This is a genomic window from Aurantiacibacter luteus (assembly GCF_001010945.1).
GTDB classification, from domain to species: domain Bacteria; phylum Pseudomonadota; class Alphaproteobacteria; order Sphingomonadales; family Sphingomonadaceae; genus Alteraurantiacibacter; species Alteraurantiacibacter luteus.
The window spans coordinates 194,931-216,883 of the sequence record NZ_LBHB01000002.1; the positions used below are offsets into that span (position 1 = coordinate 194,931).

The window sequence follows — 21,953 nt, forward strand, 5'->3', positions numbered from 1 at the left end:
GATTAGGGTGATGACATCCGCTCCACCAGCAGGATCGCGCCATCGCTGCCGGTCACGCGCACGCGATCGCCCGGCGCGCAGTCGGGGCCGCGGGCCAGCCATTCGCTGTCGCCCAGCCTGATGCGGCCCTCTCCGCCGGAAAAGGCGACGACGGCGGTGCCGACCTCGCCCACCAACCGCGCGCCACGGCGGTTGAGCATGGGGTCGGGCTCGGCGATGGGGTTGGCGCGCACGTAATTGCGCCCGATGTAGACCGCCACCACCGACAGCACGGCAAAGGCCAGCACCTGCATCGGCACGCCGATGGGCAGCACCCAAGCAACCACGCCGGTGACGAGCGCAGCCACGCCGAGCCAGATGAGGAAGACGCCGGGCGCGACGATCTCCGCCGCAGCGAGAAGCAGCCCGAGCGCCAGCCACAACCAGTGCGGGGCGATGCCGGAAAGCCAGTCCACCAGCCTAGCCCTGCCGCTCGCCGCGCGCGGCCGCTTCGCCGGCGGGGCCGATGGCCTCGCGCACCAGTTCGCCCACGCCGCCCAGCGAGCCGATGAGCTGCGTCGCCTCGACCGGGAACAGGATGGTCTTGGCGTTGGGGCTGGTGGCGAACTTGCCCACGGCCTCGGTGTATTTCTGCGCCACGAAGTAGTTGAGCGCCTGCGTGCCCGAGGCTGCGATGGCATCGGAGACGACGCGCGTTGCCTCGGCCTCGGCCTGGGCCTCGCGCTCGCGCGCCTCGGCATCGCGGAAGGCGGCCTCGCGCCGGCCCTCGGCCTCGAGGATGGCACTCTGCTTTTCGCCCTCGGCGCGCAGGATGGCGCTGGCGCGCGCACCCTCGGCATCGAGGATCTCGGCGCGCTTCAATCGTTCGGCCTTCATCTGCCGCGCCATGGCCTCGGAAATGTCGAGCGGCGGGCGGATGTCCTTGATCTCGACACGGGTGATCTTCACCCCCCACGGGCTGGTGGCGTGGTCGACCACGCTGAGCAGCCGCGCATTGATCTCGTCGCGCTTGGACAGAGTCTCGTCGAGGTCCATGCTGCCCATCACCGTCCTCAGGTTGGTCGTCGTCAGCGCCATGATCGCGGCATAAAGGTTGGAGACCTCGTAGGCCGCCTTGCCCGCGTCCAGCACCTGGAAGAACACAACCGCATCCACGCCAACCATGGCGTTGTCCTTGGTGATGATTTCCTGCCCGGGGATGTCGAGCACCTGCTCCATCATGTTCACCTTCTGCCCGATGCGGTCGAAAAAGGGCATGATGACGAGGAGGCCCGGATCGGCGGCCTTGGTGTATTTGCCGAAGCGTTCGACGGTATAGACATAGCCTTGGCGCACGGTCTTCACCGCCATCACCACGAACACCACTACCAGCACCACTATCGCCAGCAGGACAGGACCCATCGCGAAACTCCCCCTTGTTGCTTCACTGGCCAGCCTAGCGCGCAGGGCTGGCGGGGCAAGGCGAAAGGGGTCACGGAGCGGCGTCCTCACCCCCATCGGTGCGCGAACAATGCTGCAAGCCCGCGCCTTCTCCACCGCTGGCGGCCCCGACGTGCGCAACATTTGACTCGGGCCGCTGCTCCCTGCGAAGGCATCGGGACACCCGAATCCAGCAGGAAGACCCATGACCAAGAACGTGCTCGAGAAGCTCCAAGACACCAATCCCGATTGCGAGATCTGGTGGGACAGCTCGCCGCTGGTCTATCCCAGCTGGAAGGACGAGACGCTGGCCGCCGCGCCGGAGGGCGAGCGCGCCGAGTGGAAAGCGCAGTTCATCCGGCTGTACGATCCGGCCGACCCCGCCAATATGGGCTTTCGCGGGGTGACCACCAATCCGCCGCTGTCCTTGCAGGCGGTGCAGCTCGATCCGCAGGGCTGGACGCAGCTCGTCAGGGACGTGGCCGCGCGCGACCGGCATCTCGATGTCGAGGGCGTCTACTGGCAGATGTATCTCGAGCTGGTGAGGCGCGGAGCCGATGCCATCCGCCCGCTGTGGCAAGCCTCGGGCCACCGCTACGGCCTGCTCTCGGGCCAGGTCGATCCGCGCTTCGTGACCGACGGCGAGGCCATGCTGGAACAGGGCCTGTCGATCGCCGCCATGGGCGAGAATGTCATGGTCAAGCTGCCGGGCTCCAAGGAAGGCTACGAGGTGCTGGAGGAGCTGACCGCGCGCGGCATCGCCACCAACAACACCAGCAGTTTCACCGTGGCCCAGTACCAGCGTTGCCGCGCCGCGGTGAGCGCGGGCCTCCTGCGCGCCGAGGCGGCGGGCGTGGACCTGTCGAGATGGCGCAGCGTCATCACCCACATGGCGAGCCGGCTGGGCGAGAAGAGCGATTGGAAAGCCGAAGCCAAGCTGCGCGGCATCGAGCTGTCGCTGGGCGAGATCCGCGACGGCGAGGAAGCCGTTCTGAAGCGCGCCTACTGGCAGGGAAAGAACACCGGCCATCCGTCCAAGATGCTGCAATGCTCGCTGCGCATCGAACAGAACGCGGCCGGCAATACCGTCACGCGCCAGCTGCAGGATTTTGCCGGCAGCGACATGGTCTACACCCTGCCGCCGGCTTATATCCGCCAGCTGATGGAGAAGGAGCACGAGCTCGCCCCCTTCGACCCGCACGCCATCGAGCGCGAGCCGAACCCTGCCAGCGTGGAAAAGCTGTTGAAGCTGCCGAGCTTCCGCCAGGCCTACGAGTTCGAGGGGATGAAGCCGCACGAGTTCGTGCAGTTCGGCAGTTTCCAGGCGACGTCGTTCGAATTCGCCACCGCCACCCGCGCGACGGTGGATTTCGTGCGGAGCGTGATGGAGGGCTAGGTCTGGATCCAGCCGCGCGTGCCGAGATAGCGGCAACTTTCGGCTGCCACGATCGCGGCGCCCTGCAGGGCATCTTCGGGTGCGCGGCCGCGCTCGAGGAAATGGCAGTAGGCGCCGTGGAACACGTCGCCCGCGCCCAGCGTGTCGATGGCTTCGATGCGCGGCGGTTCGATCTGGCCGCCCGCGCCATCCCCCTGCCAGGCAATCGGGCCCGGCCCGCGCGTGATGGCCGCCACCGACGGGCCGAGCGCGCGGACCGCCTCGAGAATGTCCGGGCCTTTCGCACCCGGCACGGCAAACCGCTCCGACACGATGGCGTGATCGACATGGGCGATCAGCTCGGCGGTCCACGGCTTCCACGATCCGCCGTCGAGCACCACCGGTATGCCCCGAGCCCGCGCCGACCTCGCCAGAGGCACCGCGAGTTCGGGCAGGAAACCATCGCAGTAGAGCACGCTCACGCCGTCCAGCGCCTCATCGCCGGGTAGGTTGCTGGCGACCGACTGCGCGGGCTGCTGGTCGACGATCGTGCGCGTACCTTGGCCCGGCACGACGACGATGCTGGAGACCGGCAGCAGGTCATGCTCCGGATCGGCGAAGTCCTCGAAGGGCACGTCGAAGCGGGCCAGTTCGCCCCGCACCGCCTGTGCGAAATGGCCTGCGCCCAGCAGCGTGAAGAGCCGCACCTCGCTCCCCAGCGCGCGGGCCGTCACCGCGCCGTTCAGCGCCGATCCGCCCGCGCCCGACCAGAAATGCCGGGCCGTAGTCTTGCCGTCCTCCGCGGGAAACGCGTCGCAGGCGTAGCCGAGGTCGAATGTCGCGCGGCCGACGCAGAGGATTGTCATCGCGGCCCTTCCCGCCCACACTGCGCACCCATGCAGACCGTCATCGAGTTCCTCGTCAGCTTCATGATCGCGCTCACCGGCGCGCTCGGGGTGGCGACGGTGTGGGTGGGCGGTATGGTCTTCCTCGGCGGCTGCGGCGTGCTGGGCAGCCATTGGTGCTGGCGGGCCTGGCGACGGAGCATCCGCGACAGGCTGCGCTAGTTGGCGGGGCTCCAGCCTTCTACCAGCTTGAATTTCTGGATCTTGCCCGATCCGGTCAGCGGCCATTCGGTAACCTGCTGCCAGTGTGCCGGGCATTTCTGCGGCGCAATTTCGCTGCGGACGTGCGCGCGCAGGGCATCGGGGTCGAAGCTCTCGCCCTCGGCCACGCGGACCCATGCCGCCACCGCCTCGCCCAGCACCGGATCGGGCACGCCCGCCACTGCGCACTCGGCGACGCTCGGATGCTCGAGCAGCACGTTCTCGATCTCGGCGGGAAACAGGTTCTCGCCGCCGCGGATGATCATGTCGCGCACGCGGCCGGTGATGCGGACGTAGCCCTCGGCGTCCATCGTGCCGAGGTCGCCGGTGCACAGCCAGCCGTCGGAGGTAACGGCCTCCGCCGTCGCCTCGGGGTTCTCATGATAACCGAGCATGGTCGAAGCCGAGCGCGAGCGAATTTCGCCTACGGTACCCACGGGCACGACCTCGCCGCTCGCCGGGTCGACGATCGCCACCTCGCAGCCCGCCGCGGGCTGGCCGATGGTGGTGGTGATGCGCTCCACGCTGTCGCCGGGGCGGCCGGTGGTGATAAGCGGCGAGCTCTCGGTCTGACCGTAGGCGACGAGTGCCTGCGCGCCCAGCACCGCCTCCACGTTGCGCGCCAGTTCGGGCGCGACCATTGCCCCGCCCATGCCGATGCGCTTCAGGGACGAGAGATCACGCGGCTTCGCCTTCTGCGCCGCCACCATGGCGACCGCCATTGTCGGCACGCAGATGGTCCAGGTCACCTTCTCGCGCTCGATCAGGTCGAGCGCGGCATTGGGATCGAAGGCCACGAGCGGGCAGTAGGCCGTCGCGCTCTGCAAGGCGCCCAGCACGCCCATCGAGCAGCCCATGGTGTGGAACAGCGGGGTGAGGCCCAGCGTCACTTGCTTGTCGCCCATCTCGCCCACCTGGATAAACAGGCGCGCGTTGTTGGTGAGGTTGCGGTGCGAGAGGACCACGCCCTTGGGAAAGCCGGTGGTGCCGCTGGTGTACTGAATCTGCGCCGCATCGTTGGTGCCGACATCGGGCAAGGTGCCGGTGGGATCGGTGAACAGCGCGGCCTCGTCCTGCAGGTCGACCACTTCGCGTAAAGTATCGATGCCCTCCGCCACGCCGGCGGCAATCTCGGCCATCGGGTTGCCGCGGAACTCCTTGACGATAAACAGCCCGGCGCTGCCGGACTGGCGCAGCACGTAGTCCAGCTCGCGCTTCTGGTAGGCGGGGTTAACCGTCACCAGCACCAGGCCCGCCAGCGCGGCGGCGTGTTCGAGCAGTACCCATTCGGGAATGTTCGGCCCCCAGGCGGCAATCCGCTCGCCCGGCTGGAAGCGCGTGGCAAGCCCCTTGGCCAGCCGCTCGGCATCGGCGAGCAGCTCGCCATAGGTCCAGCGGCGGCCGCTGGTACCGTCGGCCAGCCCCTCGATCAGGGCTTCCGCATCGCCGTTGTCGCGCGCCTGTGCGCGCAGCAGCCCGCCGATCGTGGTATCGAGCACCTCAACGTCCGCAAACCAGTCGCAATAGGACTTTTCGAGCCGTCGCTCGGTCATCTCCATCTCCCACCGCGGCGCTCCTCCGTGGCGGGAGCGCCTGTCAGTCGGCCCAGTATAACCGGTTCGGGTTTTCGACCAAGAGCTTGTGGCGCAATTTCGAACTCGGCGCGATGCGCGGGATCATGTCGACCAGGTGGCCGTCATCGGGCACCTCGTCGTCCATGTTGGGATGCGGCCAGTCGGTGCCCCAGATGCAGCGATCCGGGTAATCGGCCACGAGCGGGGCAACGGCGGCGGCGAAGTTGTCCCACGGATCGCCCGCGCCGCCCTCTTTCACCGCGTCGAGCCGGTCGGGGCAGGTGGGCTTGAACCAGATGTCCTCGCGCGAATCCAACAGGGCGCGAAAGGCGCGCATGTCCGGCCCGTCCGGCCCCTGGCTCACGTCGGGACGGCCCATGTGATCGACCACGACGGGCACGGGAATGGCCTCGATGAAGGGACGCAGTTCTTCGAGAATGTCGGCTTCGAAATAGATGACGACGTGCCAGCCCTTCGGCAGCCGGCCGGCGAGGTCGAGAAACCGGTCCTTGGGCGCGTTGTCGACGAGGCGCTTGAGGAAGTTGAACCGCACCCCGCGCATCCCGCCCTCGTGCAACGCATCGAGCTCGGCGGCGGAGATGGCCGGATCGACCACCGCCACCCCGCGCGCCTTATCGCCGGATTTCGCGATGGCATCGAGCGTGGCCGAATTGTCCGTGCCGTGGCAGCTCGCCTGCACGATGACATTCTTCGAAAAGCCGAGGTGATCGCGCAGGGCGAAGAGCATGTCCGGCCCGGCGTCGGCGGGCAGGTACTTGGCCTTGGGGCTGAACGGATGCAGCGCCTGCGGGCCGAAAACATGGCAATGGGCATCCACCGCGCCCGGCGGCGGGGTGTAGCGCGACGCGCTGGGGGCGGGGTGCCAGGAAGTTATGCGGTCGGTCATTCTTTTTCACGTCCCCCACCCGCTCACCCTGAGCTTGTCGAAGGGTCGTCCTTTCTTTTGCTGGCAGCGACGAGGCGAAAGCGATCCTTCGACAGGCTCAGGATGAGCGGTGGAGGGGGTGGCGGGTGCTACGCAAAGACGATACCATCCATCAACTTGCGCGCGGTCCTCAACAGGGCCGCGCTGACGACCTCTCCCGCTGCGTCCACCTTGAGCACGCAGGTCGTCTCGCCGCTCGGATGTTCGATGCTCAGCGTCTTTTCCGCGCCTTCGGGCACATGGGCCACCGCGGCGGCGGTAGAGCCTTCGACCAGCGCCGCGGTCGCCGCGGTCACCGCGCCGAGCACGCCGATGGAGGCATGGGCGCGGTGGGGAATGAACACGCGCGTGGTCAGCGCGCCGCCATTCTTCGGCGGGGCGACGAGCGTCATCTTCGGCACCGACTTTTCCCCCACGTCGCCAAGGTTCATCAGCGGCCCGGCCTTCAGGCGGATGGCTTCGATCTTCGCGCGGATGGGGGCATAGGCCTCGCTCTCCAGCTCCTCGCGGCTCTCGTACCCGGTCGCGCCCACGGCATCGGCGGCAAAGACCACGCAGGGCATGCCGTTGTCGATCAGCGTGCAGGGGATACCCTCGATCTCGTCGGAGGCATTGCCCGTCGGCAGCAGCGCGCCGCAGCTGGAGCCGGCGGTGTCGCGGAATTCAAGCGGCACGGGCGCGTGGCTGCCGGGCACGCCGTCGATCCTTGCATCACCCGCGTAGTTTACCACTCTGCCGGGCGTCTCCACCGTGGCGACGGCGATCTGGCCGGTGTTCTCCATGAAGATGGTTACATCGGTGCGCTCGCCCGAAGTCGTGACAAGCCCGCGCTCGATGGCGAAGGGGCCCACGCCTGCAAGGATGTTGCCGCAGTTCTGCGCGTCGGAAACCAGCGCCTGGTCGACGAAGACCTGCAGGAAAAGGTAGTCGACATCGACCCCCTCGCGCGCCGACTTGCGCACCACCGCGACCTTGCTGGTCAGCGGATCGGCACCGCCCATGCCGTCGATCTGGCGCGGGTCGGGGCTGCCCATCGCGGCGAGCAGGAATGCGTCACGCTCCTCCAAGCTGTCCGGCAGGTCGTCGGCGAGAAAGTAGCCGCCCTTCGACGTGCCGCCGCGCATCCACATGACAGGAGCGCTCTTCAAACCCACTTCAGCCCCATGTCGGTCAGCTTCTGGCGGAAGCCGTACATGTCTAGGCCCAGCTCGCCACTCGCCAGCCGCTTGCGCTTGTCCTCCTCGTTCGCCTCGCGCGCCTGCGCCTTTTCGAGCACGCTCGCCGCGTCCTCGCGCCGGACCACGCAGACCCCGTCGTCGTCCGCCACGATCACGTCGCCCGCGCGAATGAAGGCGCCCGCGCACACCACATCGACGTTCACGCTGCCGAGGCTCGCCTTGATCGTCCCTTGCGCGAAGACGCGCTTCGCCCAGACGGGGAAGTCCATCTCGGTCAGGTCGCGCACGTCGCGGATGCCCGCATCGATTATCAGCCCGCGCACCCCGCGTGCCTGCGCGCTGGTGGCGAGGAGGTCGCCGAAGTAGCCGTCCTCGCACGGGCTCGTCGGCGCGATCACCAGCACGTCGCCTTCTTGGCACTGCTCGATCGCGGCGTGGACCATGTAGTTGTCGCCCGGCGGCACGCTGATCGTGATCGCAGAGGCACCGATGCGCGCGCCGGGATAGATCGGGCGCATGTAGCTGGCGAGCAGGCCCGTGCGCCCCTGCGCCTCGTGCACGGTGGCGACCCCGCACTTGCCGAGCGTCTCGACCACCTGCGGGTCGGCCCGTTCGATGTTCTGGACGACGACGCCCATCGGCTGTTCTCCTCTCTTGCGTCACCCGCGTGACTCGCCGCGCGGACGCGGTCAAGCGACTGCGGCAAACTTGTAAGCACTACTTACAATTGGTAGAAGCCTTCGTCGAGAGCGATGGCTGTGTCAGATTCGAAAACTTCCGGCCCCCGGGTGGCACTGATCGGCTTCGGCGAGGCGGGCGAGAGCTTCGCGCGCGCTGCGGCATGGACAGGCCGTGCGCGCGGCTGGGACCTGCTCGAACGTCGCCGCGCGGCGATGGCGGATTGCGGCGTGCAGGCCGGATGCGACGCCGCCTACGCGCTCGCCGGGGCCGATGCCGCGCTCAGCCTTGTAACCGCCGACCAGGCACTGGCCGCTGCGCGCGACTACGCGGCCTTGGTCGCGCCGGGCGCGCTGTGGCTGGACATGAACTCCGTCGCCCCCGCCACCAAGCGCACTGCCGCCGGGGCGGTGAATGCGGCGGGCGCGCGCTATGTCGATGTCGCGGTCATGGCCCCGGTCGAACAGCGGCTCGGCGTGCCGCTGCTGGTTTCCGGCCCGGATGCCGAGGAGGGGGCCGCGTTACTCCAGTCGATCGGCTTCACCAAAGTCCGCGTCGTCGGCGACGCCGTCGGCCGGGCGAGCGCGATCAAGCTGTGCCGCTCGGTCATGGTGAAAGGTCTCGAAGCCCTCTCCGCCGAATGCGCCGCCGCCGCCGAGGCCGAGGGCGTGCTGGACGAGGTCATGGCCTCGCTCGACGCCAGCGAGAAACCCGCGCCATGGATGGCGCGGATCGCCTACAATCGTGAGCGCATGGCCACCCACGGAACCAGAAGGGCCGCCGAAATGGACGAGGCCTGCGCCATGCTTGAAAGCCTCGGCGTGGAACCCGTCATGAGCCGGGGCACTGTCCAATTACAGCGCGCCGCCGCCAGCAAGGAACCTGCATGTCTCTGATCATCGACTGCCACGGCCACTACACGGTGCTCCCCAAGGGGCACGATGCCTGGCGCGAGGAGCAGAAGGCGGCCTTTAAGGCAGGCACCCAGCCGCCGCCCTACCCCGACATCTCCGACGACGAGATCCGCCAGACGATCGAGGACAACCAGCTGAAGCTGGTGCAGGAACGCGGCGCCGACTTCACCATCTTTTCCCCCCGCGCCAGCGCCATGGCCCCGCACGTGGGCGACCAGGCGGTGGCAAGCGAATGGGCGCGGCGGTGCAACGACCTCATCTACCGCGTCACCCAGCTCTTCCCCGACACCTTCATCGGCGGCTGCATGCTGCCGCAGAGCCCGAAGGCGGACCTCAGCGAAAGCGTCAAAGAACTGCGCCGATGCGTCGAGGAGCTAGATTTCGTCGTCTGCAACCTCAACCCCGATCCGGGCGGCGGGCATTTCGAGCATCCGCCGCTGACCGACGAATACTGGTTCCCTATCTACGAGGCGATGTGCGAACTGCAGGTGCCGGCGATGATCCACGTGTCGGGCAGCTGCAACCCGGCCATGCACGCGACGGGCGGATACTACCTCGCGGCGGATACGGTCGCCTTCATGCAGCTCTTGGAGGGCGACCTTTTCAGCCGCTTCCCGGACCTCAAACTCATCATCCCCCACGGCGGCGGGGCGGTGCCCTACCACTGGGGCCGCTACCGGGGGCTCGCCGACATGCTCAAGCAGCCGGACATCGAGCAGCACCTGATGAACAACGTGTTCTTCGACACCTGCGTCTATCATCAGCCCGGCATCGACCTGCTCGCCGACGTCATCGCCAACAAGAACATCCTGTTCGGCAGCGAGATGGTGGGCGCGGTGCGCGGCATCGATCCGCAGACCGGCCATTATTTCGACGACACCAAACGCTACGTCGACGCGCTCGATATCTCGGACGAGGAGCGGCACATGATCTTCGAGGGCAATGCCCGCCGCGTCTATCCGCGCCTCGACGCCATCCTGAAGGCGCGCGGGCTGTGACCGACACGCCCGTCATCGCCCACGGCCTCGCACGGTGCGAGAAGCCGGAGAAGTACATCCAGCAACTCGTCAAGCACTGGGGTCACAAGATGGCCACCGCCTACGACGAGGGAGATGGCATGGGCACCTTTCCTTTTTCCGACACGACAAGCGCGGTGATGACCGCCCGCCCGGAAGGTATCGCCATCACCCTCACCACCGCGGATGCAGAGAGCAATGTCCACATGCGCGGCGTGATCGAGCGCCACATCGACCGCTTCGCCTTTCGCGAAGCCCCGCTGACATACGAATGGAGCGAACAATGACCGAGCCGAAGAAGGAGCGGATCGACATCCACGCCTACCTGGCGGAGATGGAGGACATCCCCGGCACCCGCGTGTTCACTGCGCAACGTGCGCGCAAGGGATACCACCTCAACCAGTTCGCCATGAGCCTGATGAAGGCCGAGAACCGCGAACGCTTCCTCGCCGACGAGGACGCCTACATGGCCGACTGGAAGCTGACCGACGCAGCGAAGAAGGCGATCAGGGCGCGCGACTACAACGGCATGATCGACGAGGGCGGCAACATCTACTTCCTCGCCAAGCTGTTCAGCACCGACAGGAAGAGCTTTCAGTTCGCCGCCGGGTCGATGACCGGCATGACGCAGGAAGAATATGCCGAGATGATGCTGAAGGGCGGCCGCTCGCCCGAAGGTCAGCGCTCGCACCGCGAAAACGAGGCGGCTCGCTCCGCCAAGGAAGGGAACTGACGAATGGCGCGCATTACCACCGGCATCACCTCCAGCCATATCCCCGCGCTCGGCGCGGCGGTGGAGACGGGTAAGTCCGGCGACGACTATTGGGGCCCGGTCTTCCGCGGCTACGAACCGATCCGCGAATGGATCAAACGGCCCGGCAACATGCCCGACGTCGTGGTGCTGGTGTATAATGATCACGCCAGCGCCTTCGACATGAACATCATCCCCACCTTCGCCATCGGCTGCGGGGAAACCTTTAAGCCCGCCGACGAGGGCTGGGGCCCGCGCCCGGTGCCCGAGGTGGTCGGCCACCCCGACCTCGCCTGGCACATGGCGCAAAGCCTGATCCTCGACGATTTCGACATGTGCATCATGAACGACATGGAAGTGGATCACGGCTGCACCATCCCGCTCTCCATGATCTTCGGCGAGCCCGAGGAATGGCCGTGCAAGGTCATCCCGCTGCCGGTCAACGTCGTCACCTATCCGCCGCCGTCGGGCGCGCGCTGCTTTGCGCTCGGCGACAGCATCAAGGCCGCGGTCGAGAGCTTCCCCGAGGATCTCAACGTCCACGTCTGGGGCACGGGCGGCATGAGCCACCAGCTCCAGGGTCCGCGCGCCGGGCTCATCAACAAGGACTTCGACCTCGACTTCATCGAGCGGTTGAAGAATGATCCCGTCGGCCTCTCCAAGATGCCGCACATCGACTACCTGCGTGAAGCGGGCAGCGAGGGGATCGAGCTGGTCATGTGGCTGATCATGCGCGGCGCGCTGGGCGACAAGGTCACCGACCTCTACAATTTCTACCACATCCCCGCCTCGAACACGGCGCTCGGCGCGCTGATCCTCCAGCCGGAGGAGACGGCGGGCGAGCCGCTCGATCCGCGCGTGGTGATGAGCGGCGGGACCTTCGAGCCGGCGGAGTAAGCATCTCCCCTCCCGCCTGCGGGAGGGGCCGGGGGTGGGCCCAAGCAGGTGCCACCCTATGACAAACCCACCCCTAGCCCCTCCCGCAAGCGGGAGGGGGACTGACTGGAGCACACAATGAAGATCGCACTCGCCGGTGGCGGCGCATTCGGAGAAAAGCACCTCGACGGGCTGAAGAACATCGACGGGGTGGAAGTCACCGCGCTCGTCGGGCGGCAGCAGGAGCCGACGCAGGCCATGGCCGACAAGTACGGCATCGGCTTTGCCACCACCGACTACGAAGCGATGCTGGAGCGCGACGATGTCGACGCCGTGATCCTGTGCACGCCCACGCAGATGCACGCCGACCAGGCGATCAAGGCGATGGATGCGGGCAAGCACGTCGAGGTGGAAATCCCGCTCGCCGACAGCCTCGCCGATGCCGAGGCGGTGCTGGCCAAGAGCCAAGAGACCGGCCTCGTCTGCATGGCCGGGCACACGCGCCGCTTCAATCCCAGCCACCAGTGGGTGAAGCAGCAGATCGACGCCGGGAACCTCAATATCCTCGCGATGGACGTGGAGACCTATTTCTTCCGCCGCGAGAACAAGAACGCCAAGGGCGAGCCGCGTTCATGGACCGACCACCTGCTCTGGCACCACAGCGCGCACACCATCGACATCTTCCAGTACATGACCGGCGCCAAGGTGGTGAAGGCAAACATCCTGCAGGGGCCGAAGCACCCGCAGCTGGGCATCGCCATGGACCAGTCGATCCAGATGAAAACCGACAAGGGCCAGATCCTGACCCTGTCGCTCAGCTTCAACAACGAAGGGCCGTTCGGCACCTTCTTCCGCTACATCGGCGACACCGGCACCTATCTCGCGCGGTACGACGACCTCTTCAACGGCAAGGACGAGCCCATCGACCTGTCGGGCATGGACGTACCCTCGACCAACGGCATCGAGCTGCAGGACCGCGAATTCATCGCCGCCATCCGAGAAGGGCGCGAGCCGAACAGCTCGGTCGCCGACACCATCGAATGCTATCGCACCATCGGCGCGCTGGCGGCGAGCCTGGAAGATCAGGACGGCTGGTCCTGATGGCTATCGGCAAGCGGACGATCGCCGGGCGCGCGCTGCACCCGGTGGGGCTCGGCTGCATGAACCTGTCGTGGGCCTACGCCGCCCCGCCCCCGCGCGAGGAGGCACTGCGGCTGCTCAACAGTGCGCTGGATCTCGGCTACGACCACTTCGACACCGCCAACATCTACGGCCTCGGCAAGAACGAGGAGCTGCTGGCGGAGGTGCTGCGCTATCGCCGCGGCGAGGTATTCCTCGCCAGCAAGTGCGGCATCGTGGTCGAGGGGCCGGATCGCGGCGTGAACTGCCGGCCAGAGGCCATCGCCGCCAATCTCGATGCCAGCCTGCAGCGGCTCGGCGTGGATCACCTCGACCTCTATTACATGCACCGCTTCGATCCCAAGGTGCCCATCGCCGACAGCGTGGGGGCGATGGCGCGGGCGATCGAGGCGGGCAAGATCGGGGCATACGGCGTTTCCGAATGGAGCGCGGCGCACATCCGCGAGGCGTACGCCGTCCATCCGCTCGGCGCGGTGCAGACCGAATATTCGCTGTGGACCCGCAACGTGGAACTGGGCGTGCTCGAGACCACGCGCGAGCTCGGCGTGGCGCTGGTCGCCTTCAGCAGCACCGGGCGCGGGGCCTTCGGCGGCGTGCTGCGCGATCCTTCGACGCTCGAGGAAAGCGATCTCAGGCGCAAGATGCCGCGCTTCGATGCGGAAAACTGGCCGAAGAACCTCGCCGTGATCGAGCGGTTCGAAGCGCTGGCGGCGGAGGCTGGCGTGACCCCCGCCCAGCTCGCCAATCGCTGGGTGCTTGAACAGGGCGAGCACCTGCACGTCATCCCCGGCACCACCAGCATGGCGCACATGCAGGACAACTTCGCCGCCGCCACACTCGACATTCCGGCCGAGGTAATTGCCCGCGCGGGCGATTTGGTGAACCACGCGAACGTCCACGGCCACCGCTACCACGACGCCATCAGGCCGACGATCGACACCGAGGAGCTCGCCTGAAGCCGACGCGATAAGGGCTCCGGCAACTTTCGCCACCGGAGCCCGTCGTGCCGGGCGTTGGGGCGCCCGGTTGTCCTGAGATCAGCTGTTGTCGTTATTTCCGGCAGCCTGCGCCCGCGCGCCGAGCGCCAGCTGCACGCGCTGCGCCACGGCCGGGTCAGCCTGCATGGCCGTGCCGATGGCATTGTAGGTCTCGGCCTCGATCCCGGCCTCGGCCAGCACCTCGAGCGCCTTCGCCTGCCGCGCCTCTGCGGTCACGGTAGTATCCGCCGCAATCTCCGCCTGGGCCGCGCGCATCGCGATGGCCGCCTCGACGAAGCTGGCGATCTGCTCGTCGGTAAAGGCCGTAGACGTCGCCTCGGCGGTGACGGCATCCTCGGTCTGAGCCGGCAGTTCCTGCGCCATGGCGGCACCGGCCAGCAGCAGCGAACCCGCCGCGCCCAGCACTGCAAAAGTCTTCATTCGTCCAACTCCGTATCCAATCGTGGACCCCCGTGGCCGCGCTGATGCGGGCCTGCGGGCGGACGGACAATCCGCCATGAGACGAACCGCACCCTTTGCAGGGACGAGATTGCGGCACCCGTGCCCCAGCCGCGACGGGCGGAGAGGAAAGAATACCGGTCCCTCCGACTGCTCGGTTTATTGGATGACACGAAACCGCGACTCTGCACGGCTGCGATGTCGGGAGTCTATTTTTCGCGTCGCCCGTCACCATGCCACAGGCGTTTGATCAGCCCCGCCATTAGCCAAGAAGCGGCCACAAAGGCAGCCAGCAGCCCGATCGCAAGAAGCGTGCCCCCGGCTATGCCGAAAAGCTTGCTGTCATCGACCAGCAACAGGAGCATCGCGAGTCCGAGAAAAAGCGAAGCACAGTTGGCCAACAATTTCCCGTCGCGTTGAAGCAATTGCCGACGACCGGTCCGCAGGTTCGGCCGCGTCAGCCTCACAGTTTCTCGCGGTAGAGATCGAGCATGGCCGCCCGGGCGCGCTCGGCCTCCGCCTGGTTGTAGACCGGGCTGTCGAGCACGGTCCAGCCGTGGTCGCCAGCGTAGACTTCCACCTCGATGTCCGCCTGTGCTGCCTCGGCGGCGGCGCGCAGGGCGACCTTGTCGTTGGGGGCGGAGGCATCGTCGTTTTGCGCGATGGCGATCAGAGCGCCTGCATCGGCGGCCATGCGCGAGAGCTGGTTTACCGGGGCCAGCGGATTTTCCCCCACCAGCCCGCCGCCGTGGAAGCTGGCCGCAGCCTTGATGCGGCCCGGCACAGCGGCGGCCGACAGGATCGTCCAGCTGCCCGTCATGCAGTAGCCCTGATTGCCGATGCCCTTGCCCGTATCAACCGCGGCCTGCGCGTCGAGCCAGCCGACAACGCTGCGCGCCGTCGCCATCACCGCCTCGGGCGTGTTGCGTTCCCGCCAAGGCTGGGTCGCCTGCATGCCGCCGTTTCGCCAGGCGTCGAAGTCGGCGAACTGCTGCCCGGCGACCGAACGATAGTAGGGATTGGCGACGAGGACGGCATAGCCTTCAGCCGCCAGCCGCCGTCCCATCTCGACCTTGGCGGGGCGCAGGCCGGCGATGTCGGGCCACAGGATCACGCCCGGGTGCCGCCCGCTCGCCGGGTGGATGAACACGCCGTCCATCGTCCCCCCGTCGGCGGCGAAGCTGACGTTCGACTGCGTCAGCCCGCCCGCGGTGCCCGAGCCCTCCATCGAAGTGCAGGCGGCGAGCGCGCCCATTCCCGCCAGCGCGCCGAAGCTGCGGCGGCTCAACGCGGGCATGGTGCTGAGGTGGTCGGTTTCGCACATGGTCGTCGGTCCTCTCGTATTGTCTGGACCCAAGACTAGCAGGATCGGCGCGGCGCGAAAGTGGGCCTTGGCCCTATGCCGACCCTACCAACGGCGCGAGCGGCGACGGCCGAAGCGCATTCGGCGATCTTTAGCCCGGCGGCGCAACCATACAGCCATGCCCAATCCGACGACGATGACCGCGATCACTATAATCACATAGGCCAATTCGGTTCGCAGTGTCATCGTTATCTCCGGCGGCCGCGGACGCGCTTCATGTTGCAATGCAGCACGATGACAGATTTTTGCATAATTCCAAGCAAAACACGCAAATTACATTATTTTTCAAACGACCTGCCCATATCGTCCGGGGCCGGCACGGACCGGAGCATACGCTTTTGCCCATGAAGAGCCTAGAGCGAGGAGCACCGACCTAGTCCGCCAGCGCGCGCCCGCGCGCCATGGCCCAGTCGACCTCCTCCAGCAGCGCCGCGTTCTCCAGCGGGTTGCCGTCCAGCGCGATCATGTCCGCCGAGTAACCGGGCGCGAGGCGGCCGATCTCGTTTTCCATGTGCAGCACCCGCGCGGCGACCGTGGTGGCGCTCGCCACCGCCTCGCGGTCGCTCATGCCCGCCTGCACCAGCAGCGCGAACTCGCCGGCGTTGCGGCCATGCTCGAACACGCCTGCATCGGTGCCGAAGGCGATGGTGATGCCGCGCCGGTGCGCCTCGCGCACCTGCTGGCCGACGATCTCGGCCACCTGGCGGATCTTGGCCTCGACGGTAGGGGTGTAGACCCCGGTGCCCAGGCGCTCGATCACGCCCTGGAAGGCCATCAGCGTGGGGACGAGCACGGTGTCGTGCGCCTGCATGGCGTCGAGCGCGCCGCGATCGAGGTAGGTGCCGTGCTCGATGGTGCGGATGCCGGCATTGGCCGCCGCCTCGATCCCGCGCGCGCCGTGGGCGTGGGCGGCGACCTCGAGGCCGAGCGCGCTGGCCGCCTCGACGATGGCTTCCATCTCGGGCCGGGTAAAGTGCGCCTCGAGCCCTCGGCCCTGCTGGCTGAGCACGCCGCCGGTCGCGGTGATCTTGATCCAGTCCGACCCGTTCTGCGCCGCCTGCCGCACACGCGCGGCGCACTCGGCGGGGCCGGTACAGGTGAATCCGGTGTCGAGCGCGTCGTTCACCTCGGGCCGGAAGCCGGAGACGTCGCCGTGCCCGCCGATGATGGCGAGCGGCGGGCCGGAGGCGAGGATGCGCGGTCCGGGAAAGGCGGCCTCTGCCACGGCGCGGCGCACGGCGAACATCGACTGCGGATAGCTGCCCACGTCGCGCACCGTGGTGAAGCCCGCCGCCAGCGTGGTGCGCGCATTGACCGCGCCGGTCAGCGTCGCCCACTCGTCGCTCTCCACCGCCGCGTCGCGGAAGTCGCCGCCGGGGTTGCCGTCGAGATGGACGTGGAGGTCAATGAGGCCGGGCATGACGGTCTTGCCCGACAGGTCGATAAGCTCGGCCCCGGCGGGCACCGGCTGCCACCCGTCTTCGATGGCGACGATACGGCCGTTCTCCACGGTGATCGTCGCCGGTCCGTCGAACCCGGAATCCACGTCGCGGATTACGTGCCCGGCATGGATGACCTGACGGACCTCCTGCGCCAGCGAGGGAACGGCGAGCACCAGCGTGGACACGGCGGCGAGAATGGCGGCGATTTTCATGGCTTTCGGGCTCCCCTTGTTCGTTGCGCCCTGTGTGTCGCCGAATGCCGCCACGCGCAAATGCAAAAAGGGCGGCAGGATCGCTCCCGCCGCCCCCTTGTTCGTATCTGCCGGGAAATCAGCCCCAGACTTCCTCGGCCACCTCCACGCACAGGCGGATCTTGGCGGCCTGCTGCTGGGTGGTGATGTCGTTGCCGTGGACGGTGCTGGCAAAGCCGCACTGCGGGCTCAGCGCCAGCTGGTCGAGGTCGGCATACTGCGCCGCCTGGTCGATGCGGCGCTTGATGTCGTCCTTCGTCTCCATCTCGCCGAGCTTGGTCGATACCAGGCCGAGCACCACGGTCTTGCCCTTGGGCAGGTGCGCCAGCGGCGAGAAGTCGCCCGAGCGGGCATCGTCGTATTCGAGGAAGAAGGCGTCGATGTCGCACTCGTTGAACATCACCTCTGCCACCGGCTCGTAACCGCCCTCGGCCGCCCAGCTCGACCGGAAGTTGCCGCGGCACAGGTGCATGGCCTTGACCATGTCGGCCGGCGCATCGCGGAAGCTGGCGTTGATGAGGCGGGCATATTCATGCGTGACCGAATCGGGGTCCATCCCGCGCTTCTGCGCGTCCTCGCGGTGGCCGGTGTCGCACAGGTAGGCGAGGTTGGTGTCGTCGATCTGGATATACCGGCAGCCCGCGTCGGCGAGGTCGGCGATCTCGGCGCGGTAGGCCGCGGCGACATCGTCGTAGAAGCCCTGCATGTCGGGATAGGCATCCTCGGGAATGCCCTCGCGCCCGGCGCGAAAGTGCAGCATGGTGGGGCTGGGAATGGAGACCTTGGGCGTCTGGGTGACGACCTTCTTCAGCGCCTCGAAATCGGCGCGCTGGATCGGCTTCTCGTGCGCGACCTTGCCGGTGATGATCATCTTGGGCGGCGCGAATTCCACGTCGACGCCCTTGTCGTTCTTGAACGCCTTCTTGATGCCGCCTGTCTCCTCGACGCCCGAGAGCTGGAGCAGGAAGTCGGTGTGGAAGAACTTGCGGCGATATTCGCCGTCGGTGATGGCTTTCAGGCCCAGGCTCTCCTCCCAGCGGGCGAGCTCGGCGATGGCCTCGTCCTCGATCTGGCGCAGGGCGGCGGCATCGATGTCGCCCGCGGCGAACCGCTCGCGCGCCTCGATCACGGAGCGCGGACGCAGGAAGGAGCCGACGTGGTCGGCGCGCGAAGGTAGCTTGAATGTCATGGCATGGGTCCAATCGGCTAGGTTAGCGGCTGCTGTTCCAGCGTCACTGCGCGGGCTCGCGCTCGACTGACGATGCGCGCCTAAGCACCGATTCCGGACATTCGCAACACACATCTGGCGCGCGAATTGAGTCGCGCACGGGCGGACCGAATGTTATCGCCTAAAACAATTGCCAATTCATCGGGACAGGAGCACCAGGCCATGAACGAACAGACCGCCATCGATCGCACCCAGCGTGACTACTCCGCCGCCGTGAAGAAGGCGCTGGAACGCAAGCCCCAGCTCTACATCGACGGCGCTTGGGTGGATTCCTCGGGCGGCGAGACCATCGAGGTGGAGGACCCCTCCTCGGGCAAGATCGTGTCGCGTTTCGTGGAGGCCACCGACAAGGACATCGACCGCGCCGTCGCCGCCGCGCGCACTGCCTTCGACGATGGCCGGTGGCGCAACATGCCCCCGGTCATGCGCGAGAAGATCATGCACAAGCTCGCCGACCTCATCGAGGAGCACGCGGATGAGCTGGCCGAACTCGAAGCCATCGACGTGGGCAAGCCCAAGGGCATGGCCGCCGCGGTCGACGTGCCGGGCGCGGCCAGCCACATCCGCTTCTGCGCCAGCTGGGCGAGCAAGATCACCGGCGAGACCGTCGCCCCCTACACCATGCCCGGCGGCATGCTGTTCGCCTACACGCTGAAGGAGCCCGTCGGCGTCTGCGCGCAGATCGTGCCGTGGAACTTCCCCCTGCTGATGGCCTGTCTCAAGATCGGCCCGGCACTGGGCGCGGGTTGCACCACGATCCTGAAGCCCGCCGAGCAGACCAGCCTCACCGCGCTGCGCCTGGCGGACCTCGTGCACGAGGCGGGCGTGCCTGCGGGCGTGTTCAACCTCGTCACCGGCTACGGCCACACCGGCGGCGACCGGCTGGTGAAGCACCCCGACGTCGACAAGGTGGCCTTCACCGGCTCGACCGAGATCGGCAAGCTCATCAACAAGAACGCCACCGACACGCTCAAGCACGTGACGCTGGAACTGGGCGGCAAGAGCCCGGTCGTGGTCATGCCCGACGTCGACGTCGCTTCCACCGGACCGGGCGTGGCGGGCGCGATCTTCTTCAACTCCGGGCAGGTCTGCGTCGCGGGCAGCCGCCTTTACGCGCACAAGAGCGTGTTCGACGACGTGATCGAGGGGATGCACCAGACAAAGGACTTCTGGGCCCCGCGCCCCAGCCTCGACCCCGACGCGCACATGGGCCCGCTCGTCAGCAAGGAACAGCACGAGCGGGTGATGAACTACATCGAAGCCGGCAAGCGTGACGGCGCCGCCGTGCTGATGGGCGGCGATGCGCCCTCCAGCGATGGCGGCTACTACGTCAACCCGACCATCCTCACCGACGTAAACCCGCAGATGAGCGTGGTGCGCGAGGAGATCTTCGGCCCCGTCGTGGTCGCCCAGCGCTTCGAGGACCTCGACGACGTCGTGCGCGATGCCAACGACACGCAATACGGCCTCGCTGCGGGCGTGTGGACCAAGAACCTCGCCGCCGCCCACCAGATCGCCGCGAAGCTGCAGGCGGGCACGGTGTGGGTCAACACCCACGCCATGATCGACGTCGCCATCCCCTTCGGCGGCTACAAGGAAAGCGGCGTGGGCCGCGAACAGGGGCGCGAGGGGATCGAGGCCTACCTGCAGACCAAGTCGGTCGTGATGAAGATGGATTGATTGGATGCGGGGGAGGAGCTCGGTCTTCTTCCCCCCTTCCCTTCGGGAGACACGCACATTCCCATAGACCTGAACAAAGTCCGCGCCATCGACGTGCACGTGCACGCCGAGGTGTCCTGCCACGACCCGGAAGACCCGGTGATGGGCAAGTTCTTCGATGCCGCCAGCGCCTATTTCAAGGCGCCGCGCGAGCGTCCGAAGATGCCCGAGATCATCGAGCTCTACCGCGAGACGAACATCGCCTTCTGCCTGTTCACCGTCGATGCCGAGAGCGGCATGGGGGCCAAGCGCGTCTCCAACTACGAAGTCGCCGAGCTGGCGAACAGGAACGACGACATCTGCATCCCCTTCGCCAGCATCGATCCGCACAAGGGGAAGTACGGCGCACGCGAGGCGCTGGACCTCATCGAGAACCACGGGGTCAGGGGCTTCAAGTTTCACGGCATCGCGCAGAACGCCCACCCGGCGGACCCGGTCGGCTACCCGATCTACGAGGTCATCAACGAATACAAGCTGCCCGCCATCTTCCACACCGGCCATTCGGGCATGGGCACGGGGATGCGCGGCGGCGGGGGTCTGAGGCTCAAGTACGGCGAGCCCATGCTGGTGGACGATGTCGCGGTGGACTTTCCCGACATGAAGATCATCCTCGCCCACCCCAGCTGGCCGTGGGTGGACCAGAGCCTGTCGATGGCGCTGCACAAGGACAACGTCTTCATCGACCTGTCGGGCTGGTCGCCCAAGTATTTCCCGGAAGCGGTCATTCGCTACGCAAACACCCAGCTCAAGCACAAGGTGCTGTTCGGCAGCGACTTCCCCCTGATCCATCCCGACAAGTGGATCGCCGCCGCGAAGGAGGTCGGCTTCCGCGACGAGGTGATGCCCGGGATCATGAAGGACAACGCCGCGCGGGTGCTGGGGCTGGCCTAGGTCCTGCTCAAAGGAGCGAGGGGCTTTTGACGTTCGAAGACACGACGTCATCGTCACCGGCGCATCCACCGGCATCGGCGGCGACACCGTGTGTACGAACACCGCGCTCGCCATCCAGCACCTCTCCCAAAACCTACCGCTGCATGCTCCGTCCCCAGCGCGTCCACAGGAGCGCGCGCAATAGCGTCGCGACACGGAGCCTGCGGCGCAAGGGCTGGGCCGTCAGCTTCGGCGACCCGGCCAAGCACGAGCAGAGCATGGTCTGCCTGTGGGACAATGCCGCCACCATGCACCTCGGACCCAACGACTACGACGGGTTCCGGCGCGAGATGTACCGGACCACCACGGCGGGCGGGGTGCCGGTTTGATGCAGCGGTCAATCCCGGGCATTTGCAAGCTGTCTGCCGGATGTGGCATCATGGATCGGCGGGACCTCCCGCGGAGGCACCTGCAATGACGACACCCACCGAAGCCAAGCTGAAGCATGAACTGGGCAATGCCCAACAGAAGGCACAGGCGCTCGAGGGCATGGTCAAGCGCGCCGCCGACCAGCTCGATGCCCTGGCCGATGCCGACTGCGAGGCCTCCGCCAAGGACAAGGCGCATCAGCAGGCCGAACGAATGCGCAAGATCATCGAGAGCTGACCGCC

General features: G+C 67.1%; 25 protein-coding genes. 13 read left to right on the top strand and 12 right to left on the bottom strand.

Annotated features, from left to right (window positions below; translation table 11 throughout):
* Window positions 1-2 precede the first annotated feature (2 nt).
* Window positions 3-455, bottom strand: coding sequence for an NfeD family protein (locus AAW00_RS07285; protein WP_338151456.1), 453 nt, complete (start codon window positions 453-455; stop codon window positions 3-5).
* Window positions 456-459: 4 nt separating this feature from the next.
* The gene (locus tag AAW00_RS07290) at window positions 460-1,401 is read right to left on the bottom strand and encodes an SPFH domain-containing protein (RefSeq protein ID WP_047003732.1); all 942 of its coding nucleotides are present in this window, start codon (window positions 1,399-1,401) and stop codon (window positions 460-462) included.
* Window positions 1,402-1,624: 223 nt separating this feature from the next.
* On the opposite strand from AAW00_RS07290, the gene AAW00_RS07295 reads away from it, so the two are divergent.
* Entirely contained in the window at window positions 1,625-2,815 is a 1,191-nt protein-coding gene (locus AAW00_RS07295; protein ID WP_047003733.1) for a transaldolase family protein, read from the top strand.
* On the opposite strand, the gene AAW00_RS07300 is transcribed toward AAW00_RS07295, so the two are convergent.
* On the bottom strand, window positions 2,812-3,660 hold the full coding sequence (locus tag AAW00_RS07300) for a PfkB family carbohydrate kinase (RefSeq protein ID WP_047003734.1): 849 nt from the start codon (window positions 3,658-3,660) through the stop codon (window positions 2,812-2,814). The two genes, AAW00_RS07295 and AAW00_RS07300, sit on opposite strands and share 4 nt — an antisense overlap.
* Before the next feature lie 30 nt (window positions 3,661-3,690).
* Between AAW00_RS07300 and AAW00_RS15165 the strand changes: the two genes are divergently transcribed.
* The gene (locus tag AAW00_RS15165) at window positions 3,691-3,861 is read left to right on the top strand and encodes a hypothetical protein (RefSeq protein ID WP_162199419.1); all 171 of its coding nucleotides are present in this window, start codon (window positions 3,691-3,693) and stop codon (window positions 3,859-3,861) included.
* On the opposite strand, the gene AAW00_RS07305 is transcribed toward AAW00_RS15165, so the two are convergent.
* The 4 genes from AAW00_RS07305 to AAW00_RS07320 form a co-directional block, all read right to left on the bottom strand.
* A complete protein-coding gene (locus AAW00_RS07305; RefSeq protein ID WP_047004481.1) occupies window positions 3,858-5,453 on the bottom strand; it encodes an AMP-binding protein in 1,596 nt (531 codons plus the stop codon). The two genes, AAW00_RS15165 and AAW00_RS07305, sit on opposite strands and share 4 nt — an antisense overlap.
* 43 nt (window positions 5,454-5,496) lie before the next feature.
* Entirely contained in the window at window positions 5,497-6,381 is an 885-nt protein-coding gene (locus AAW00_RS07310) for an amidohydrolase family protein (protein ID WP_047003735.1), read from the bottom strand.
* 128 nt (window positions 6,382-6,509) lie between these two features.
* Window positions 6,510-7,550 carry a 4-oxalomesaconate tautomerase gene (locus AAW00_RS07315; RefSeq protein WP_047003736.1) on the bottom strand — a complete coding sequence of 347 codons (1,041 nt, stop codon included), beginning with the start codon at window positions 7,548-7,550 and terminating at the stop codon, window positions 6,510-6,512.
* A gap of 14 nt (window positions 7,551-7,564) precedes the next feature.
* Entirely contained in the window at window positions 7,565-8,236 is a 672-nt protein-coding gene (locus AAW00_RS07320) for a 4-carboxy-4-hydroxy-2-oxoadipate aldolase/oxaloacetate decarboxylase (protein ID WP_047003737.1), read from the bottom strand.
* 150 nt (window positions 8,237-8,386) lie between these two features.
* Here AAW00_RS07320 and AAW00_RS07325 point away from each other — a divergent pair, with 150 nt between their 5' ends.
* The 7 genes from AAW00_RS07325 to AAW00_RS07355 all read left to right on the top strand — a co-directional run bounded on the left by AAW00_RS07325 (window position 8,387) and on the right by AAW00_RS07355 (window position 13,929).
* Window positions 8,387-9,172 (top strand): NAD(P)-dependent oxidoreductase, encoded by a 786-nt coding sequence (locus tag AAW00_RS07325; RefSeq protein WP_241461666.1) that lies wholly within the window; start codon window positions 8,387-8,389, stop codon window positions 9,170-9,172.
* Window positions 9,163-10,188 carry an amidohydrolase family protein gene (locus tag AAW00_RS07330; RefSeq protein WP_047003739.1) on the top strand — a complete coding sequence of 342 codons (1,026 nt, stop codon included), beginning with the start codon at window positions 9,163-9,165 and terminating at the stop codon, window positions 10,186-10,188. The genes AAW00_RS07325 and AAW00_RS07330 overlap by 10 nt, the downstream gene beginning before the upstream one ends.
* Window positions 10,185-10,493 (top strand): DUF2218 domain-containing protein, encoded by a 309-nt coding sequence (locus tag AAW00_RS07335; RefSeq protein WP_047003740.1) that lies wholly within the window; start codon window positions 10,185-10,187, stop codon window positions 10,491-10,493. The genes AAW00_RS07330 and AAW00_RS07335 overlap by 4 nt, the downstream gene beginning before the upstream one ends.
* Window positions 10,490-10,939 (top strand): protocatechuate 4,5-dioxygenase subunit alpha, encoded by a 450-nt coding sequence (ligA, locus tag AAW00_RS07340; protein ID WP_047003741.1) that lies wholly within the window; start codon window positions 10,490-10,492, stop codon window positions 10,937-10,939. Before AAW00_RS07335 ends, ligA begins: the two co-directional genes overlap by 4 nt.
* A gap of 3 nt (window positions 10,940-10,942) precedes the next feature.
* The gene (locus AAW00_RS07345; protein ID WP_047003742.1) at window positions 10,943-11,854 is read left to right on the top strand and encodes a class III extradiol dioxygenase subunit beta; all 912 of its coding nucleotides are present in this window, start codon (window positions 10,943-10,945) and stop codon (window positions 11,852-11,854) included.
* 117 nt (window positions 11,855-11,971) lie between these two features.
* Window positions 11,972-12,934 (top strand): Gfo/Idh/MocA family oxidoreductase, encoded by a 963-nt coding sequence (locus tag AAW00_RS07350; RefSeq protein WP_047003743.1) that lies wholly within the window; start codon window positions 11,972-11,974, stop codon window positions 12,932-12,934.
* Window positions 12,934-13,929 carry an aldo/keto reductase gene (locus AAW00_RS07355; RefSeq protein WP_047003744.1) on the top strand — a complete coding sequence of 332 codons (996 nt, stop codon included), beginning with the start codon at window positions 12,934-12,936 and terminating at the stop codon, window positions 13,927-13,929. The genes AAW00_RS07350 and AAW00_RS07355 overlap by 1 nt, the downstream gene beginning before the upstream one ends.
* 81 nt (window positions 13,930-14,010) lie before the next feature.
* On the opposite strand, the gene AAW00_RS14255 is transcribed toward AAW00_RS07355, so the two are convergent.
* From AAW00_RS14255 to AAW00_RS07380, 5 genes are all read right to left on the bottom strand, one after another.
* On the bottom strand, window positions 14,011-14,391 hold the full coding sequence (locus tag AAW00_RS14255) for a DUF4168 domain-containing protein (RefSeq protein ID WP_052761829.1): 381 nt from the start codon (window positions 14,389-14,391) through the stop codon (window positions 14,011-14,013).
* 227 nt (window positions 14,392-14,618) lie between these two features.
* Window positions 14,619-14,774, bottom strand: a complete 156-nt coding sequence (locus AAW00_RS07365) for a hypothetical protein (protein ID WP_156170002.1) — start codon at window positions 14,772-14,774, stop codon at window positions 14,619-14,621.
* Window positions 14,775-14,872: 98 nt separating this feature from the next.
* Window positions 14,873-15,733 carry a dienelactone hydrolase family protein gene (locus tag AAW00_RS07370; protein ID WP_047003746.1) on the bottom strand — a complete coding sequence of 287 codons (861 nt, stop codon included), beginning with the start codon at window positions 15,731-15,733 and terminating at the stop codon, window positions 14,873-14,875.
* 412 nt (window positions 15,734-16,145) lie between these two features.
* Window positions 16,146-17,426, bottom strand: a complete 1,281-nt coding sequence (locus AAW00_RS07375) for a metal-dependent hydrolase family protein (protein WP_047004483.1) — start codon at window positions 17,424-17,426, stop codon at window positions 16,146-16,148.
* 118 nt (window positions 17,427-17,544) lie between these two features.
* Window positions 17,545-18,654, bottom strand: coding sequence for a 5-methyltetrahydropteroyltriglutamate--homocysteine S-methyltransferase (locus AAW00_RS07380; protein ID WP_047003747.1), 1,110 nt, complete (start codon window positions 18,652-18,654; stop codon window positions 17,545-17,547).
* Between the two features lie 201 nt (window positions 18,655-18,855).
* Between AAW00_RS07380 and AAW00_RS07385 the strand changes: the two genes are divergently transcribed.
* The 4 genes from AAW00_RS07385 to AAW00_RS07400 all read left to right on the top strand — a co-directional run bounded on the left by AAW00_RS07385 (window position 18,856) and on the right by AAW00_RS07400 (window position 21,948).
* Window positions 18,856-20,373, top strand: a complete 1,518-nt coding sequence (locus AAW00_RS07385) for an aldehyde dehydrogenase family protein (protein WP_047003748.1) — start codon at window positions 18,856-18,858, stop codon at window positions 20,371-20,373.
* 93 nt (window positions 20,374-20,466) lie between these two features.
* A complete protein-coding gene (locus AAW00_RS07390) occupies window positions 20,467-21,303 on the top strand; it encodes an amidohydrolase family protein (protein ID WP_479370965.1) in 837 nt (278 codons plus the stop codon).
* 143 nt (window positions 21,304-21,446) lie between these two features.
* Window positions 21,447-21,671, top strand: coding sequence for a hypothetical protein (locus AAW00_RS07395; RefSeq protein ID WP_047003749.1), 225 nt, complete (start codon window positions 21,447-21,449; stop codon window positions 21,669-21,671).
* Window positions 21,672-21,756: 85 nt separating this feature from the next.
* Window positions 21,757-21,948: a hypothetical protein gene (locus AAW00_RS07400; RefSeq protein ID WP_047003750.1), complete on the top strand. Its 192-nt coding sequence runs from the start codon at window positions 21,757-21,759 to the stop codon at window positions 21,946-21,948.
* The last annotated feature ends 5 nt before the right edge of the window (window positions 21,949-21,953 follow it).